The following is a 15070-nucleotide window of genomic DNA, read 5'->3' as shown; positions in this document are numbered from 1 at the left end:
ATGACATTCTCTTGTTCCGCTATATTTTCCAGTCAGAGCGTGATCACAATATTTAGCTTCTAGCACACCACCATTAGCTAAAACATCAATTACTTTTAAAAGATTATCCGTATTTTTATTTTGTTTCTTAGCTAATTTAAGGTCTTTTTGAATTGATTCGTGAATTTTACTTCATATTTCATAAATCAAGAGCCGCCTTAAGATCTTCCATATTCCGATAACCCTTTACATTAGGATCAGACGCAATACGTCTACCTTCCTCAATAGCAGCAATTGTTGTATCATTTGGAACCTCTAATTTAAGAGAAAATGGAATTCCATTCTCACGAATAGTTGTTCGCAAAAACATGTTAATCGCTGTCGTCATATTGAACCCGAGTTCTGAAAAAATCTTATCAGCTTGTTCTTTAATTCCCTTATCTGTTCTGATATTTAAATTCGTAGTAGTCATATACAATACCTCCACCTTCTTTTACCATACGCAAATATTCGCCTATCTTCAACATATTGTCATTGCATTGTATATAATTCAGACTAACTAAAGTAATCCAACTGAATAGGAATTGCAAACGCAAACAACAAGTCACACCAAAACAATTAAGGCGAGCTAAAATAATAAGGCGAGCACATTGATTGTTGCAAATTACTCACCTTAATTTATGGGATTTATGCGCTGCGATTAACTCACGATTAATTATACCAAAAACTCTTATTTTCTACGCGTATCAAAAAATAAAAACACAAATTTCGCACGATTAACTCACGATTAACTCACGATTAGTACGAAACTATTTATTACCCTCACTTACTAGCCGCATCCATTTGCCGCAATTCTTTCTTCAAATCACGTATTTCGTCGCGCAATCGCGCCGCAAGCTCAAATTGCAACTGTTCTGCCGCCGTATGCATTTGCTCGCTCAAATTCTTAATTAAAGAAATAATCTCATCTTGTGGCAACGCAGAAATATTCGCCATACGCTTTTCCTTGCTAGCCTGCCCAAGATTTGGCTCTTTTGGCACACCATAATGCGAGTTCCCAGCCTTATTAGCATTCCTGTAACCGCCTGCTAGCAAAGTTTGAGTATCAACATCCTCTTTAGCAAGCATATCGTTCACATCGCTAATCTTCTTTCGCAAAGGCTTAGGATCAATTCCATGAGCCTTGTTATACGCGATTTGCTTTTCACGGCGACGCTCCGTCTCGCTAATCGCCTTGCTCATAGCATCCGTAACAGTATCCGCATACATAAGCACAGTCCCAGAAACGTTACGAGCAGCACGGCCAATCGTCTGAATAAGCGAACGGTAAGATCTTAAGAAGCCTTCCTTATCTGCATCCAAAATCGCAACAAGCGAAACTTCCGGCAAGTCCAAACCCTCACGAAGCAAATTAATGCCAACAATAACATCAATTTTGCCTTCGCGAAGCTCGCGCAAAAGCTCCACTCTGCGCAAAGTATCAACGTCCGAATGCAAGTACTCAACTTTAATACCAAGCTCCAAAAAGTAATCAGTTAAGTCTTCCGCCATTTTCTTTGTAAGCGTAGTAACAAGCACACGCTCATCTTTTGCAACCCTAATCTTGATTTCCGCAAGCAAATCGTCAACTTGACCTTCTACAGGTCGAACCTCAATCTTAGGGTCAAGCAAGCCTGTAGGCCTAATAATCTGCTCGACTACGCCATCCGAAAGCCCAAGCTCGTAATCTCCAGGCGTTGCAGAAAGATACACAGTTTGACCAACGCGCTCCAAAAATTCTTTCCACTTTAACGGGCGATTATCCATTGCAGAAGGAAGCCTAAAACCATGCTCCACAAGCGTTCTTTTGCGCGAAGCATCACCCTCATACATAGCTCCAATTTGCGGAACAGTTACGTGCGATTCGTCCAAAACTAGCAAAAAGTCATCCGGGAAAAAGTCAAGCAGCGTATGCGGAGGCGTGCCTGCCGCGCGTCCGTCAAAATGCCTTGAATAATTCTCCACTCCTGGGCATACTCCCACTTGGCGAAGCATCTCCAAATCGTACGTAGTTCGCATTTCCAAACGCTGAGCTTCTAGCAATTTATTCTGCTTTTTAAGCTGCGCAACTCTTTCGTCACGCTCTTTTTCAATCGCCTCAAGCGCGCGCTCCATGCGCTCCGGACCTGCAATGTAGTGAGACGCTGGGAAAATATGAACGCTACTCTCCTGGCGAATTACTTCCCCAGTAAGCGGATGCAACATTGTAATTCTGTCGATTTCGTCGCCAAAGAACTCAATTCGCACAGCTAATTCTTCGTACACAGGAATAATCTCAACCGTATCTCCGCGCACTCTAAAAGTTCCACGCGTGAACGCAATGTCATTGCGCTTGTATTGCATACTCACAAATTGACGCAATAAATCATCTCGCTCAAGTTGCTCGCCAACGCTTAACATAAGCATTCGCTCGGCATACTCCTCTGGGGTACCGAGTCCATAAATGCAAGAAACAGTAGCCACAACAACGCAATCCCTGCGCGTAAGCAAATTCGCTGTAGCAGCGTGACGAAGACGCTCAACATCGTCGTTAATATTCGAGTCTTTTTCAATATACGTGTCTGTTTGCGGAATGTACGCTTCTGGCTGATAGTAGTCGTAGTAAGACACAAAATAGCTCACAGCATTATCTGGCATAAGCTCGCGAAACTCCGCGCAGAGCTGAGCCGCCAAAGTTTTATTCGGCTCAATAATAAGTGTAGGCCGCTGCAAACGCTCAATTAGCCAAGCGGTTGTAGCAGTTTTACCAGTGCCAGTTGCGCCCATTAAAACAACGTCGTTTTCGCCGTTTTCAATGCGATTCGCCAGCTCGTCGATTGCTTGCGGCTGGTCGCCCGAAGGCTCGTACGGCGCTTTTACAACAAAAGGCTTGTTTGTGCGCTGAATTTTATTCGACATAATCTTTTACTTCCCCAGTTTTTTACTTCCCCAGTTTCGCCATTTCAGCACTTTTATTGTTTATTTCGCGCAACCATGATTTCAACGTATCGTCAACACTGTTAAGCATAGATTCCATTGGTTTAGTGGAATCAACTACAAAATCCGCCATATCTTTTCGAACTTTACTTGGAAGTTGACTATTTATGCGCGCTAAAGCCTGACTCTCAGTCATATTTCGCTCGCTTATCATTCGTTTAACGCGAATTTCTCGAGGCGCTTCAACAGTAATAATATGATCAAAACTAAATGGAATGCTGTCGATTACTTGCGCAAGAAGTGGAATGTCGTGCACAATAACAGATCTCATGCTGCTTATCTCATTGCGATTTTCTTTAGAATTGCAATTTTCCTTAGAAATTTTCCTATCACACTCACTTTTATACTCGCTTTCTAAAAGCTTTGCGCAATCATAAATAGCAGGATGAATAAGCGACTCAATCTTACTTAACGCTTGCTTACGTTCATCGCCATCTCCAAAAATACGCTCAGCAATAAACGCTCGATTTAAAGAGCCATCATTCTTAACGGCATTTTCCCCAAAAATGCCTACAATTTGTTGTAACACTGCGCTTCCTGGTTCCACTACTTTACGCGCTAAAACGTCGTAATCTATAACAAACGCGCCAAGCGAACGCAAATGGTTTACTACAGTAGATTTTCCGGCTGCAATTCCGCCCGTTACCGCAATCCGCATTATTGTCATATATAGATTATAAATAATCCCCTTATATCCGCTTGTTCCCGTTTATATTCCACTAGAAGTAACTCGATTACAAAATTGCCCCGATGATTACTCACCGGGGCAATTCTTAATAAGCTTCTAGTAGAAAGTAGAAACTACTTCTTTTCGCTCAAAAGCTGTTCGCGCAAAGCTGCGAGCTGATCGGAATCAGCCAAAGTGCCTTCTGAAGTTGCCTCAGAAGAATAGTTGGAAGCAGCTTCTTCCTTCTTTTCTTCCTTAGCTGGCTTCTTTTCAGCTTCTTCCTGCTGACCGTCAGCAGCAGCAGATTCAGCAGCAGCCTCAAGTTCCTTAGCAGCAAAAGCCTTATGCTCTTCCCAGAGCTCGTGAGCTGCAGCATACTGTGCTTCCCACTCTTCACGCTGCTGCTCGTAACCAGCCATCCACTCGTTAGTGTTTGGATCGAATCCTTCTGGATACTTGTAGTTACCTTCAGCATCGTACTCAGCTGGCATACCGTAGAGAGCTGGATCGAAATCTTCAGAAGTTGGATCAACAGCCTCGTTAGCCTGCTTCAAGGAGAGGGAAATGCGGCGACGATCAAGATCAACATCAATAACCTTGACGAACACCGCTTCGCCAGCCTTAACAACAGTTTCTGGGTTTTCTACGTGACGGTTTGCAAGCTCAGAAATGTGAACCAAGCCCTCGATACCGTCTTCAACGGAGATAAACACACCGAACTGAACAATCTTAGTAACCTTGCCCTTAACAACCTGTCCAGGAACATGGGTACGAGCGAAACGCTGCCATGGATCTTCCTGAGTTGCCTTAAGGGAGAGGGAAATACGCTCGCGATCGAGATCAACGTCGAGAACCTCAACAGTAACCTTGTCGCCAACTTTAACAACCTCAGATGGGTGATCGATATGCTTCCAGGAAAGCTCAGACACGTGAATGAGGCCGTCAACACCGCCGAGATCAACGAATGCGCCGAAGTTCACGATAGAAGACACAACGCCTTCACGGATCTGACCCTTCTTAAGCTGCGAAAGGAAGGTTTCGCGAACTTCAGACTGGGTTTCCTCGAGATACTGACGACGAGAAAGTACAACATTGTTGCGATTCTTATCGAGTTCGAGAATCTTAGCCTTGATCTTCTGGCCAATGTATGGAGATAGATCGCGAACGCGACGCATCTCAACCAAGGAAGCTGGGAGGAAGCCGCGCAAACCGATGTCTACGATCAAGCCGCCCTTAACAGCTTCGATGACAGTGCCCTCAACAACACCATCAGCATCCTTAATCTTCTCGATATCGCCCCAAGCGCGCTCATACTGTGCACGCTTCTTGGACAGAATCAGACGTCCTTCCTTGTCTTCCTTAGTGACAACAAGGGCTTCGATGGTGTCGCCAACTTCGACAACATCATCTGGATCAACGTCTTTCTTGATGGAAAGTTCACGGGAAGGGATTACACCTTCAGTCTTGTAGCCGATGTCCAACAATACCTCGTCGTGATCAATCTTTACGACGGTACCTTCAACTAAATCACCATCATCGAAATTCTTGATGGTTGAATCGACTGCCTTGATGAAGTCTTCTTCGGTGCCAATATCATTAATCGCAACCTTGGCGACTTCGTTATTATTCTCTGCCATTACCTATTAGTGGTTTCTTCTTGGGGTGGATATTACTCGATATTTAGTTATAGTAAATACACGCTTACGCGCGCACTCTTACTGAGTTTATAAGCAGCCCTAGCCAAAATCTACGTTTTACTCCGGGCGTGTTGAACGCTCGGCAATATCAACAACGTTAGCAAGCAGCATTGCGCGAGTCATAGGACCAACTCCTCCAGGATTTGGAGAATACGCAGAAGATATCTCTCTACAAGCTATATCAACGTCGCCTTTTATTCTGTATCTTCCAGCATCTTCATCAAATACTCGTGATACTCCAACATCAACAAGCACTGCACCTGGTTTTACGTCGCAAGGTTTCACAAAACCAGCGCTGCCCATAGCAGCAATAATCACATCTGATTGACGCATAATCTCATGAAGATTTTTAGTATGCGTATGACATAAAGTTACAGTAGCGTCAACTCCCCTGCGAGTTAGCAAAAGACCTACTGTACGACCAACAGTAATCCCTCTTCCAAGAACACAAACAGATTTACCATTAAGATTTATTTTGTACGCATCAAGAAGAGCTAAAATACCGCGTGGAGTGCAAGGAAGAGGCGTGTTAATATCTCCAGAAATATGAGTTACTAATTCGCCAAGATTATAAGGATGCATTCCATCACAATCTTTTGCAGGATTAATTGATGAAATAACCTTATTCATGTCAATACCTTTAGGCAACGGCAATTGCACAATAAAACCAGTACAAGCAGGATCATTATTAAGCTTCTCTACAGCTTGTAAAATATCTTCTTGACTTGCAGTTTCTGGCAAATCGCACCTAATTGAACGGATACCGACATCTTCGCAATCCTTATGCTTTCCAGCAACATATTTTAAAGAGCCAGGATCTTCACCGACTAATAATGTACCAAGACCAGGTTCTATCCCAAGTTTATGTAAATTCTTAACACGCTCACGCAAATCGTGCTTAATATTTTCAGCAACAGCTTTGCCATCCAAAATAACAGTCATATATATCACCTCTCAAGAATTATGCACTACAACTCTCGTAATCCAACTCGCACAATTCGTATGAATAGGCTATCGTGAAGTATAGAGGTATGCGACACTACTTACAAATCGTAGGCCCAAATAAAACCATGTACTGAAGGAGCGACAATGATGCGTACCGTTACTCATACATTATGCAATGTTGCAAAAACAGCCATAGCGTGCGTAATAGCATCAGCAATGGCAATAAGTTTAGCAGCATGCGGGTCGCAAGAAACAAAACCAAAGAAAACGAAAACCGCAGAAAAACCTATATCTGTTGTTTCCACTATTGACACTTGGGGAAGCCTAGCAAAAGAAATTGGTGGAGATGACGTAAAAGTTACTTCCATACTTTCAGGTAGTGATACCGATATTTCCTCGTTTAAACCAAATAGTAAAAATTCCAAAGACATACAGGATGCGCAAGTGCTTCTAGTAAATGGAGCAGGCTACGACGATTGGATTACAAAAATACGTCCAAAGAATGCAGAGTTTATTAGTGCAGCATCCACAGTAGGAGCCTTGAATGGAGATAATCCTTACTTATGGTTCTCAAATGATGCGAGAAACGCAGTGGCATCCGCAGTAACAGAAGCATTAACAAGAGTGAAACCTGATAAACGAAAAGTTTTTAACGATCGACTTAGCCAATGGCAAGATCGTGAAAAGAAATTAGAAGAATATATAAAGAAATTCTCTAAAGAACACTCAAGCTTGCAGTACGCTTCAACTTCGTCGATCTTATTCTGGCTAATGTCAGATATTGGTCTTAAAGATAGCACTCCAAAAAGCTATTCAGATGCAATCAATCAAGGAAATCTTCCAGACAAATCGAGTATAGATGAGTTTCAGAAGTTGATTGAAGGTAGACATATAGACATATTGATTAACGATACTCAGCAAAGCGACGACAACTATAACCGTTTAGTTGGCATAGCTGGACGTAGCTACACGAGTACTGTTTCAGTAAGCGAATTAATGCCATCGTATGCTAAAAGCTTAGATCAATGGATTACTAAAATTTGTGACGACATGAATAATGCCGCAAACAACACAAAGACTATTCGTGAAGCTTTAGCAAAAGATGAGGATAAGAAAGCTGACAGTACTGATTCACAAGAACCTATAACTGAAAATCCACATCCTGTTGAAGCCGGAAAACCAAATTCAAACAAAGGTCAGCAGGATCCAGGAAAGTAAATTAGTAAATAAAATTAGAAAATAAGATAAGAAAAGCCAGGAAGTTTTTTCCTGGCTTTTTTAAAACTATAGAATGAAGTATTTCACAGATTTAATTATTAATTATTAATTATTAATTATTAATTATTAATTACTTCTTTTTGGACTTCTTATTTCTAGCTGACAGCAAAGCAAGAGTATCAGCTGCAGCCTCTTGCGGAGCCATAGTATGATGTTCTTCATCTCCAGGCTTTGGACTCTCATAACCAAGATTTACATCTAGCAAACGCTCAGCTTCATGCTCATCAATCTTTTCAGACAAAGCAATTTCTGAAATAAGAACACTTCTTGCGCGCACAAGCATACGCTTTTCTCCAGCTGACAATCCATGCTCATCAACATCGCGCTGAGATAAATCACGCACAACTTCAGCAATATTATTAACGTCACCTGTAGCTATTTTTTCTACATTCAACTTATAACGGCGAGACCAATTCATTTCTTTTTCTATAATTGGTGTGCGCAAAATCTCAAATACTTTTGCAACTTCTTTCGCGCCAACAATGTCTCTAACGCCAACTTTTTTAACATTATCCACCGGCACATTAATCTCTAAGCCGTCGGAAGACAGTACAACTAGACGCAAATACTGCCTAGTAACTCCTTTCACAGTACGCTCACTAATCTCTTCAACACGAGCAGCGCCATGACGAGGATAGACGACCATATCGCCGATTTGATAATCCACAGAACCCTCCGTAAACACAGAAAAAACTCTTATAAGTTTTCCACAAGGGTGCGACTTGAAAAAAGTTTTACAATTTTTTTACTATATGTCAAAACGCTTACGACATAATTCAAGAATGATGTATGATAGTGCACATGAGTACAGTTACTAACATCAATGAAGATGCAGTCGCAGTAGCAGTCCGACAGGATGTGCTTGCTGCGGTGAGCAATGCAGAATACTACAATCCACACGAGGTTCTAGGCGGACACCTAGGAACCGACAAGGGTGCTGGCACTGCTACCGTTCGTGTTTTACGACCGATGGCCAAAAAAGTAACCATTCTCACCAAAAGCGGTGAATACGAAGCAAAGCATGAGTATAACGGTATTTTCACCGCCGTTGTTCCAGCTGTTAAGCACACAAAAACAAAAGAATGGTCTGTTCCTAGCTACCGTGTAAGAACTGTAGAAGTAGATGGCACTGAGTCCGTAGATGACGATCCATACCGCTATCTTCCACAAGTTGGCGAACTCGATATGTATCTCTTTGGAGAAGGAAGACATGAACGCCTTTGGGAAGCCCTTGGCGCTCATGTAAAGAGCATCACTGACACATGGGGATTAGTCTCGCCTGAAACTGGAAAGATGGTTAAGAAGGTTACAGGTACTGCGTTCTCAGTGTGGGCTCCAAATGCTCGAGCTGTACGAGTAGTTGGCAACTTCAACTACTGGAACGGTCGTCGTCACGCTATGCGTTCACTTGGTTCTTCAGGAATTTGGGAATTATTTATTCCAGGCGTAGTTGCTGGAGAAGTTTATAAGTTCGAAATATTGACACAAGCTGGAAATTGGATCATGAAAGCAGATCCAATGGAACGCTCTCATGAAGTACCACCTAATACAGGCTCTGTTGTTGTTGATTCCGAGTTTAAGTGGCATGACAGTGAATGGCTTGAGAATCGCGCAAAGACCGATACTCACGACGGTCCTATAAGTATTTACGAAATTCAAGCAAATAGCTGGAACCGAGATCTTGAGAATTATAGGGATTTGGCTGATAAGCTCGTTGATTACGTTCAGCAAGAAGGCTTTACTCACGTAGAGTTTATGCCACTTGCGCAATATCCATTCTCAGGTTCTTGGGGTTACCAAGTTACGGGCTATTATGCAGTTGATTCTCGCCTAGGCTCCCCTGACGATTTCAAATACTTGGTTAATAAGCTTCACAAGGCCGGTATCGGCGTAATTATGGATTGGGTGCCAGCGCACTTCCCTAAGGATGATTTTGCTCTCGGACGCTTCGACGGTACGGCATTGTACGAAGATCCAGATCCACTGCGTGGAGAACATCCAGATTGGGGCACTTACATCTTCAACTTTGGACGTCATGAAGTAAGGAACTTCCTTGTAGCAAATGCTTGCTTCTGGCTTGACGAATACCATATTGATGCGCTTCGAGTTGATGCAGTTTCCTCGATGCTTTACCTTGATTACAGCCGTGAAGCTGGTCAGTGGCGTCCGAACATGTATGGAGGACGCGAAAATCTTGAGGCTATTGATTTCATCAAGGAAGCAAATGCAACAGCTTACAAGAATAATCCTGGCATTATGATGATTGCCGAGGAGTCCACTGCTTATCAAGGTGTGACAGCACCAACCGATATGGGCGGTCTTGGTTTTGGTTTGAAGTGGAACATGGGATGGATGCACGATACTCTTCAGTATCTTAAAGAAGAGCCTATCAATCGTCGTTGGCATCACAATGAGATTACATTCTCTATGGTTTATGCGTATTCTGAACATTACGTTTTGCCATTAAGCCACGATGAAGTTGTGTACGGTAAGGGTTCACTTCTTGGAAAGATGCCTGGCGATGAATGGCAGCAATTCGCAGGATTGCGCGCACTGCTTGCATACCAATGGTCTCATCCTGGAAAGAACTTGCTATTCATGGGCGGCGAAATTGGTCAGTCGAGTGAATGGAACTTCAACACGTCACTTAATTGGAATGAACTTCAATGGCCATTCCATCAGGGAGTGCAGAAGTTAGTCGCCGATCTTAATGCTTTGTACAAAAGTTCGCGCGCATTCTGGAGCCAAGATTTCACTCCAGATGGATTCCAGTGGCTTACAAGTGATGATTCTGATCATAATACTTTAAGCTATATGCGTATCGGTGACGATGGCGAAGAAATCGTAGTAGTAGTTAACTTCTCTGGACAAGCTTGGCAAGACTACCAGGTTGCGTTGCCAAAGGGCGGCCAGTGGAAAGAAATACTAACTACAGATGATGCAAAGTATTGCGGTTCTGATATTCACAATGGCACATTTACTGCTGCAGCTGAAGAATATCATTCGCGACCATACTCTGCAAGAATTACTGTACCTGCTCTTGGCGCAGTATTCTTAAAGCCAGTAAAGCACTGAAAGGTTTTTATAGTATCATGCTGAACGCTCCATCAGGTAACGGAGTTACTCGCACAATACTTGTTGTGGAAGATGAGCCAGATCTTGCCACAGCTATAGCGCAGCGAATAGCTGCACAAGGTTGGGTAGCTCGAGTAGCATCTGATGGAGCGTCTGCTGTTAGAGCAGCTCAGCAATTACATCCTGATCTTATTATTATGGATGTAATGCTGCCAATTATGGACGGAATAGAAGCAACAAAGCGGATTATAGCGCAGCGACCTGTGCCAGTTCTTATGCTAACTGCTAGAGATGCCGAATCAGACAAAATAGTAGGTTTAAGTGCCGGCGCAGACGATTATATGACTAAACCGTTCTCTCCTAGAGAGCTTATTGCTAGATGTGCGGCTCTGCTACGAAGAGTAGAAAGAGCAACTCAAATAGCTAAGACTGTTGAAAAAGAACGTACAATAACTTTCGCAAACTTAGTAATTAAGCCTAAGCAACGTTCAGTACTGTTAGACAATAAAGAGATCCATTTCACTCCTACTGAATTTGATTTGCTTACAATGCTTGCACGAAAACCACATACAGTTTTTAAGCGCGAAGAATTATTAGAAAAAGTATGGGATTGGCCTGACGCTTCTGGAACTCGCACTGTTGACTCTCATATTAAATCTTTAAGACATAAAATTGGTTCTAATTGGATTAGAACTGTGCACGGTATAGGATACGCTTTTGAACCTCCTATGCCTGATTATGATCAAATATTACAATCACAAACTAAGTCTTAGAAGAAGTCTTAGAAATCGCGACGACAGCGAGAAAAGTAGGTAGAACCATAATGACTACTAAATCAAAGCAAGAAGAAACGTCGCGTATAACTTTTGTGTCTACTTCAAAACTAAACAATTCTGATAACAGATTTAGTAAAAATCATTTATCTCATAAAACAAGTCACACGTATCCTCATAGGCCTGTAGGATTCTTTTCATCATTAAAAGGTGAACTTTCCGCAATTATTGTAGTAGCTACAGCAATAGCTTTTGTTATGGCTTGGTTCCTGCTAAAAATGGGCTTAAATGGTTGGATTGCTATGCCTCTTACTCTTGCTGTAGCACTAGGCATAACATACACATTTTCAAGAGGACTAACTGCACCATTAAGACAAATGCGCGATGCTTCTGAAGCAATGGCAGATGGTGATTATTCAGTTAGAGTCGCAATAGAAAATCGTAGAGATGAAGTAGGAAAACTAACATTAGCTTTTAACGAAATGGCTGAAGAACTTGAGCATGATGATCAAATGCGAAGAGAGTTAATAGCTAATGTGAGTCATGAATTGCGTACACCAGTTTCTGCTTTACAAGCAATGTTAGAGAATCTTGCAGATGGAGTTATTGAAGCAACTCCGGCTAATTTTGACTCAATATTGAACCAAACCCACCGCTTAGCAGATTTAATCACATTTCTTCTTGATTTATCTAGAGTAGAAGCTGGAGCTGAAAGTCTAAATATTACAACTTTTGATGTTGCAGAATTCCTTGATACAATTATTGAACCGCTTGAAGTTGCGGATGCTGGACACAATCACAGTATTGAAGTTGAAATTGAGCAAAATATTAAACTTACTGGAGACAGAAATAGGCTTTCTCAACTTTTTACAAATATTATTTCAAACGCTCTGAAACACTCACCAGATAATACGCATGTTCTTATTTGCTCCAAAGAAGATAAAGAACATAATACTTTAGTTAGTAATGTTATAAACTTTGGCAAGCAAATTCCAAAAGAGCAGAGATCTGAGATTTTCAGACGATTTGTAAAAGGAAATCAAAGAATTGGCACCGAATCAGGCGGAACTGGACTTGGGCTTTCTATAGCACGATGGGCAGCAGAATTACACAATGGAACAGTAAAAGTTGTTGACGATAAACGTGGGCCAAATTTTGAAATCACTCTTCCACTAAACTATAACGTATCTGGTAAAAAGTAATTTTTAAGTTTCATCATCGCGGGTATCAGACACAGCAGCTAGCGAAAACCCAGCAAGCACTCTAATACCAGAATCATTTAAAGTACGAACGCAACTGTTCATAGTTGAACCAGTAGTAACAATATCATCAACAACAATTGCGAAAATAGGATGATCAGTTTTCGAAAGTATATTTTTCTTTACAACAAAAGCATTCAAAGCACGAGCAGCTCTACCAGAAGATCCAGAAGTTTGTACAGATTTATTTGACACAAAGGAATTCATTTTAAGAGGACTCGAAAAAATCACAGGAATACCAGAATTATTCAAGTTTCTTGCAACTATTTTCGCTACAGAATCCACATGTTTTCTTCCACGTCTGCGAAATGATTTAGATGCTGATGGCGTAGGAATAATAAGAATTCTGTTATTCAAAACATTATTGAATTTATTATTCGAATAATTACTCACGTATTCTCGAATAACTCGTACTATCAAATTCGAAAGTAAAGTGCCAAAAATTGCATCACAAGCTACATCGTCGTGATCTTTCCAACGCAATATTGCTCTTCTAACATTTCCATCATATTTAGCGCAGGAATAACGGCAACCAGTAATGCTGCTAGATAAGGATGCTACTTGCCAAGACGCAAATTCTTCATAACACTTATTGCATAAAACTGTATCTGGAAAATCACAACCTGCACAGCCTCGAGGAAGTAAAGTATTAAATAATGCAACTACTACGCTTTTCCAACTAACTTCAGTTATAGAATTTACTTCAGTATTTTCAACGCAATTTTCGTTATTACCTACGTTATTACTTGCGATTTGACTTTCATTCTCACTTCCTTTTGAAGAAAAAGTACAGTGCGCAGTCCCCATCAACCTGCGCACTGCATCTCCTACGTGTCGATCTCCCGCATATCGACGCGTAATCAATCCCCCAACCATGAAAACAAGTTTAAAAACTACTAAAAACGCTTACAAGAAAAAATACCCTATGTGGATACAGGGTAGGTTTTATCCACAATAAAAAAATAGTATTGCAAATTTTAGAATTTTAGTGTAGCAAACTCGCAAATATCAAATCACAAAAAAGCAAGTACCTTTTTGCACAATTCCAACGTATCTGAAGGATTACTTACTTTCACAGCCAAAGCTCCAGTCAAACAAGTCGGATAATCATTACCTTCAGGAGTCATCCTGTCACCAATAAACGTAATACTGCAAATATCAACTTCAAAAGATTGCGCTAATGAATTAAGCGCTTCAGCTTTGTTATCTCCCCTACTAACAACATCAACACTAGTTTCACCTCCTGCTCGTACTGCAAAATCAGGAAGCGCTTCAGCAACCATTGCAGTTAATTCAGACTGCAACTTTCCAGTAGGATCCCAAGCTTTTTTACTTTCTAAAGGCGCAAGTTGACCTAATGCAGAAAAAGTAATTTGACTACCCCTATACTCAATCTGATCACCCCACAGATTGCTATCCCCAGGCATTTTAAGAAGTCCCATATTCTTAGCACAATTTCGCATAACGCTTATTACATATTTAGCACATGTTTCATCTATTTTATGCTCGTATACGCAACGCAAAATACCATCAGAATCAATACGATAATAGCTTGTTCCATTTGTAGGCATAATATGCAAATGAGTAAGACAAGTATTATTTTTAAGCACATCAATTACCTGGCTTTTTACGAGCTCTAAGCTTCCACCTGTAATAATCGCAACAGGCATAATATTAATCAACTTACTTAATACTGAAGTTATTTCAGGTAGCATCGGTTTTCTAGAACACGCTAAAGTATTGTCTAAATCAAAAGCAATAACTGAGGATTGCGCAATACGTTCAGCAAGATTAGATTCTCGCCAATCATGCACCATCGCCTCAACCATTGCGCTTCCTCCTTGAGTATGCCTACTGTTCTAGTATTTCATATTGTACTTATATTGCAACGCTTAACACGTTGCCGTATGTATTTTATACAGTAAAATTAAATTATGGCAGATTTAGTTTGGGAACAGAAAATATACCGTAACAGACACGGTAGAGGTATAAGAACACCAATGTTTGGTACGCGTCTGCCACGATACAGAACAGCAAGTGGAATGTTTGATTCTATGGTTGCTGGGCAAATTAGAAGACTTAACGGAGCTTGGCATGAGCTTACGAAAAATGTCCAATTTGCTGTAGAAGACGTACCACCTTCCCAACCAGTTTTGTGGGAACATAGTCGCAGGATTATGTCTCAATCATTCCCAGCAAATCGAGGAATACCTGCAAGAATAGTATTATACAGATTACCTTTGTGCACTCACGTAACTAGTAGAGCAGAATTACAGTACGCAATTAGAGACGAAATAGTTCAACGCTTAGCAGAACTATACGGAAGAAGGCCTGAAGAAATAGACCCAGATTGGGGAATATAAATTCTGCTGCACGCAAAAG

At 41.3% G+C, this 15070-nt stretch carries 14 protein-coding genes; 5 read left to right on the top strand and 9 right to left on the bottom strand.

Annotation, left to right across the window (positions count from 1 at the left end; all coding sequences use genetic code 11):
* The 6 genes from ACPFYS_RS06270 to ACPFYS_RS06245 form a co-directional block, all read right to left on the bottom strand.
* Positions 1-153: type II toxin-antitoxin system YafQ family toxin (locus ACPFYS_RS06270; RefSeq protein ID WP_427896806.1), on the bottom strand; the 153-nt coding region annotated here is incomplete at its 3' end.
* Between the two features lie 25 nt (positions 154-178).
* Positions 179-451 (bottom strand): type II toxin-antitoxin system RelB/DinJ family antitoxin, encoded by a 273-nt coding sequence (locus tag ACPFYS_RS06265; RefSeq protein ID WP_119527410.1) that lies wholly within the window; start codon positions 449-451, stop codon positions 179-181.
* A gap of 350 nt (positions 452-801) precedes the next feature.
* Positions 802-2916 carry an excinuclease ABC subunit UvrB gene (uvrB, locus tag ACPFYS_RS06260; RefSeq protein WP_427876716.1) on the bottom strand — a complete coding sequence of 705 codons (2115 nt, stop codon included), beginning with the start codon at positions 2914-2916 and terminating at the stop codon, positions 802-804.
* A 22-nt stretch (positions 2917-2938) separates the two neighbouring features.
* Positions 2939-3661 carry a dephospho-CoA kinase gene (gene coaE / locus ACPFYS_RS06255; protein WP_427876715.1) on the bottom strand — a complete coding sequence of 241 codons (723 nt, stop codon included), beginning with the start codon at positions 3659-3661 and terminating at the stop codon, positions 2939-2941.
* Between the two features lie 134 nt (positions 3662-3795).
* Complete coding sequence (gene rpsA / locus ACPFYS_RS06250) at positions 3796-5298, bottom strand: 30S ribosomal protein S1 (protein ID WP_427876713.1); 1503 nt, start codon at positions 5296-5298, stop codon at positions 3796-3798.
* 117 nt (positions 5299-5415) lie between these two features.
* The gene (locus ACPFYS_RS06245; protein WP_427876711.1) at positions 5416-6300 is read right to left on the bottom strand and encodes a bifunctional methylenetetrahydrofolate dehydrogenase/methenyltetrahydrofolate cyclohydrolase; all 885 of its coding nucleotides are present in this window, start codon (positions 6298-6300) and stop codon (positions 5416-5418) included.
* 150 nt (positions 6301-6450) lie between these two features.
* On the opposite strand from ACPFYS_RS06245, the gene ACPFYS_RS06240 reads away from it, so the two are divergent.
* Positions 6451-7521, top strand: a complete 1071-nt coding sequence (locus ACPFYS_RS06240; protein ID WP_427877683.1) for a metal ABC transporter solute-binding protein, Zn/Mn family — start codon at positions 6451-6453, stop codon at positions 7519-7521.
* Positions 7522-7651: 130 nt separating this feature from the next.
* Here the strand turns inward: ACPFYS_RS06240 and ACPFYS_RS06235 are convergent, their stop codons facing one another.
* Positions 7652-8248 (bottom strand): CarD family transcriptional regulator, encoded by a 597-nt coding sequence (locus tag ACPFYS_RS06235; RefSeq protein ID WP_427876709.1) that lies wholly within the window; start codon positions 8246-8248, stop codon positions 7652-7654.
* A 134-nt stretch (positions 8249-8382) separates the two neighbouring features.
* Here ACPFYS_RS06235 and glgB point away from each other — a divergent pair, with 134 nt between their 5' ends.
* From glgB to ACPFYS_RS06220, 3 genes are read left to right on the top strand one after another with little or no spacing between them, the layout of a single operon-like run.
* Positions 8383-10656, top strand: a complete 2274-nt coding sequence (gene glgB, locus ACPFYS_RS06230) for a 1,4-alpha-glucan branching protein GlgB (RefSeq protein ID WP_427876707.1) — start codon at positions 8383-8385, stop codon at positions 10654-10656.
* A 17-nt stretch (positions 10657-10673) separates the two neighbouring features.
* Positions 10674-11429, top strand: a complete 756-nt coding sequence (locus ACPFYS_RS06225; protein ID WP_427876705.1) for a response regulator transcription factor — start codon at positions 10674-10676, stop codon at positions 11427-11429.
* Positions 11430-11479: 50 nt separating this feature from the next.
* The gene (locus tag ACPFYS_RS06220; protein WP_427876704.1) at positions 11480-12631 is read left to right on the top strand and encodes a sensor histidine kinase; all 1152 of its coding nucleotides are present in this window, start codon (positions 11480-11482) and stop codon (positions 12629-12631) included.
* A 3-nt stretch (positions 12632-12634) separates the two neighbouring features.
* Here the strand turns inward: ACPFYS_RS06220 and ACPFYS_RS06215 are convergent, their stop codons facing one another.
* Both ACPFYS_RS06215 and ACPFYS_RS06210 read right to left on the bottom strand, forming a co-directional pair.
* Positions 12635-13507 carry a ComF family protein gene (locus ACPFYS_RS06215; RefSeq protein WP_427876702.1) on the bottom strand — a complete coding sequence of 291 codons (873 nt, stop codon included), beginning with the start codon at positions 13505-13507 and terminating at the stop codon, positions 12635-12637.
* A gap of 194 nt (positions 13508-13701) precedes the next feature.
* The gene (locus ACPFYS_RS06210; protein ID WP_427876700.1) at positions 13702-14517 is read right to left on the bottom strand and encodes an HAD-IIB family hydrolase; all 816 of its coding nucleotides are present in this window, start codon (positions 14515-14517) and stop codon (positions 13702-13704) included.
* A 105-nt stretch (positions 14518-14622) separates the two neighbouring features.
* Here ACPFYS_RS06210 and ACPFYS_RS06205 point away from each other — a divergent pair, with 105 nt between their 5' ends.
* Positions 14623-15051, top strand: coding sequence for a metallopeptidase family protein (locus ACPFYS_RS06205; protein ID WP_427876698.1), 429 nt, complete (start codon positions 14623-14625; stop codon positions 15049-15051).
* Positions 15052-15070 lie beyond the last annotated feature (19 nt).

This window comes from Gardnerella sp. 2492 (assembly GCF_050320365.1).
Classification (GTDB): domain Bacteria; phylum Actinomycetota; class Actinomycetes; order Actinomycetales; family Bifidobacteriaceae; genus Bifidobacterium.
Note: the sequence above shows the minus strand (reverse complement) of the source record. Positions and strands in the feature narration are given on the sequence as shown.

Coding starts and splice junctions, on each gene's coding strand:
- ACPFYS_RS06265 (WP_119527410.1), bottom strand. CDS start 451: ATGACTACTACGAATTTAAATATCAGAACAGATAAGGGAATTAAAGAA.
- uvrB (WP_427876716.1), bottom strand. CDS start 2,916: ATGTCGAATAAAATTCAGCGCACAAACAAGCCTTTTGTTGTAAAAGCG.
- coaE (WP_427876715.1), bottom strand. CDS start 3,661: ATGACAATAATGCGGATTGCGGTAACGGGCGGAATTGCAGCCGGAAAA.
- rpsA (WP_427876713.1), bottom strand. CDS start 5,298: ATGGCAGAGAATAATAACGAAGTCGCCAAGGTTGCGATTAATGATATT.
- ACPFYS_RS06245 (WP_427876711.1), bottom strand. CDS start 6,300: ATGACTGTTATTTTGGATGGCAAAGCTGTTGCTGAAAATATTAAGCAC.
- ACPFYS_RS06240 (WP_427877683.1), top strand. CDS start 6,451: ATGCGTACCGTTACTCATACATTATGCAATGTTGCAAAAACAGCCATA.
- glgB (WP_427876707.1), top strand. CDS start 8,383: ATGAGTACAGTTACTAACATCAATGAAGATGCAGTCGCAGTAGCAGTC.
- ACPFYS_RS06225 (WP_427876705.1), top strand. CDS start 10,674: ATGCTGAACGCTCCATCAGGTAACGGAGTTACTCGCACAATACTTGTT.
- ACPFYS_RS06220 (WP_427876704.1), top strand. CDS start 11,480: ATGACTACTAAATCAAAGCAAGAAGAAACGTCGCGTATAACTTTTGTG.
- ACPFYS_RS06210 (WP_427876700.1), bottom strand. CDS start 14,517: ATGGTTGAGGCGATGGTGCATGATTGGCGAGAATCTAATCTTGCTGAA.
- ACPFYS_RS06205 (WP_427876698.1), top strand. CDS start 14,623: ATGGCAGATTTAGTTTGGGAACAGAAAATATACCGTAACAGACACGGT.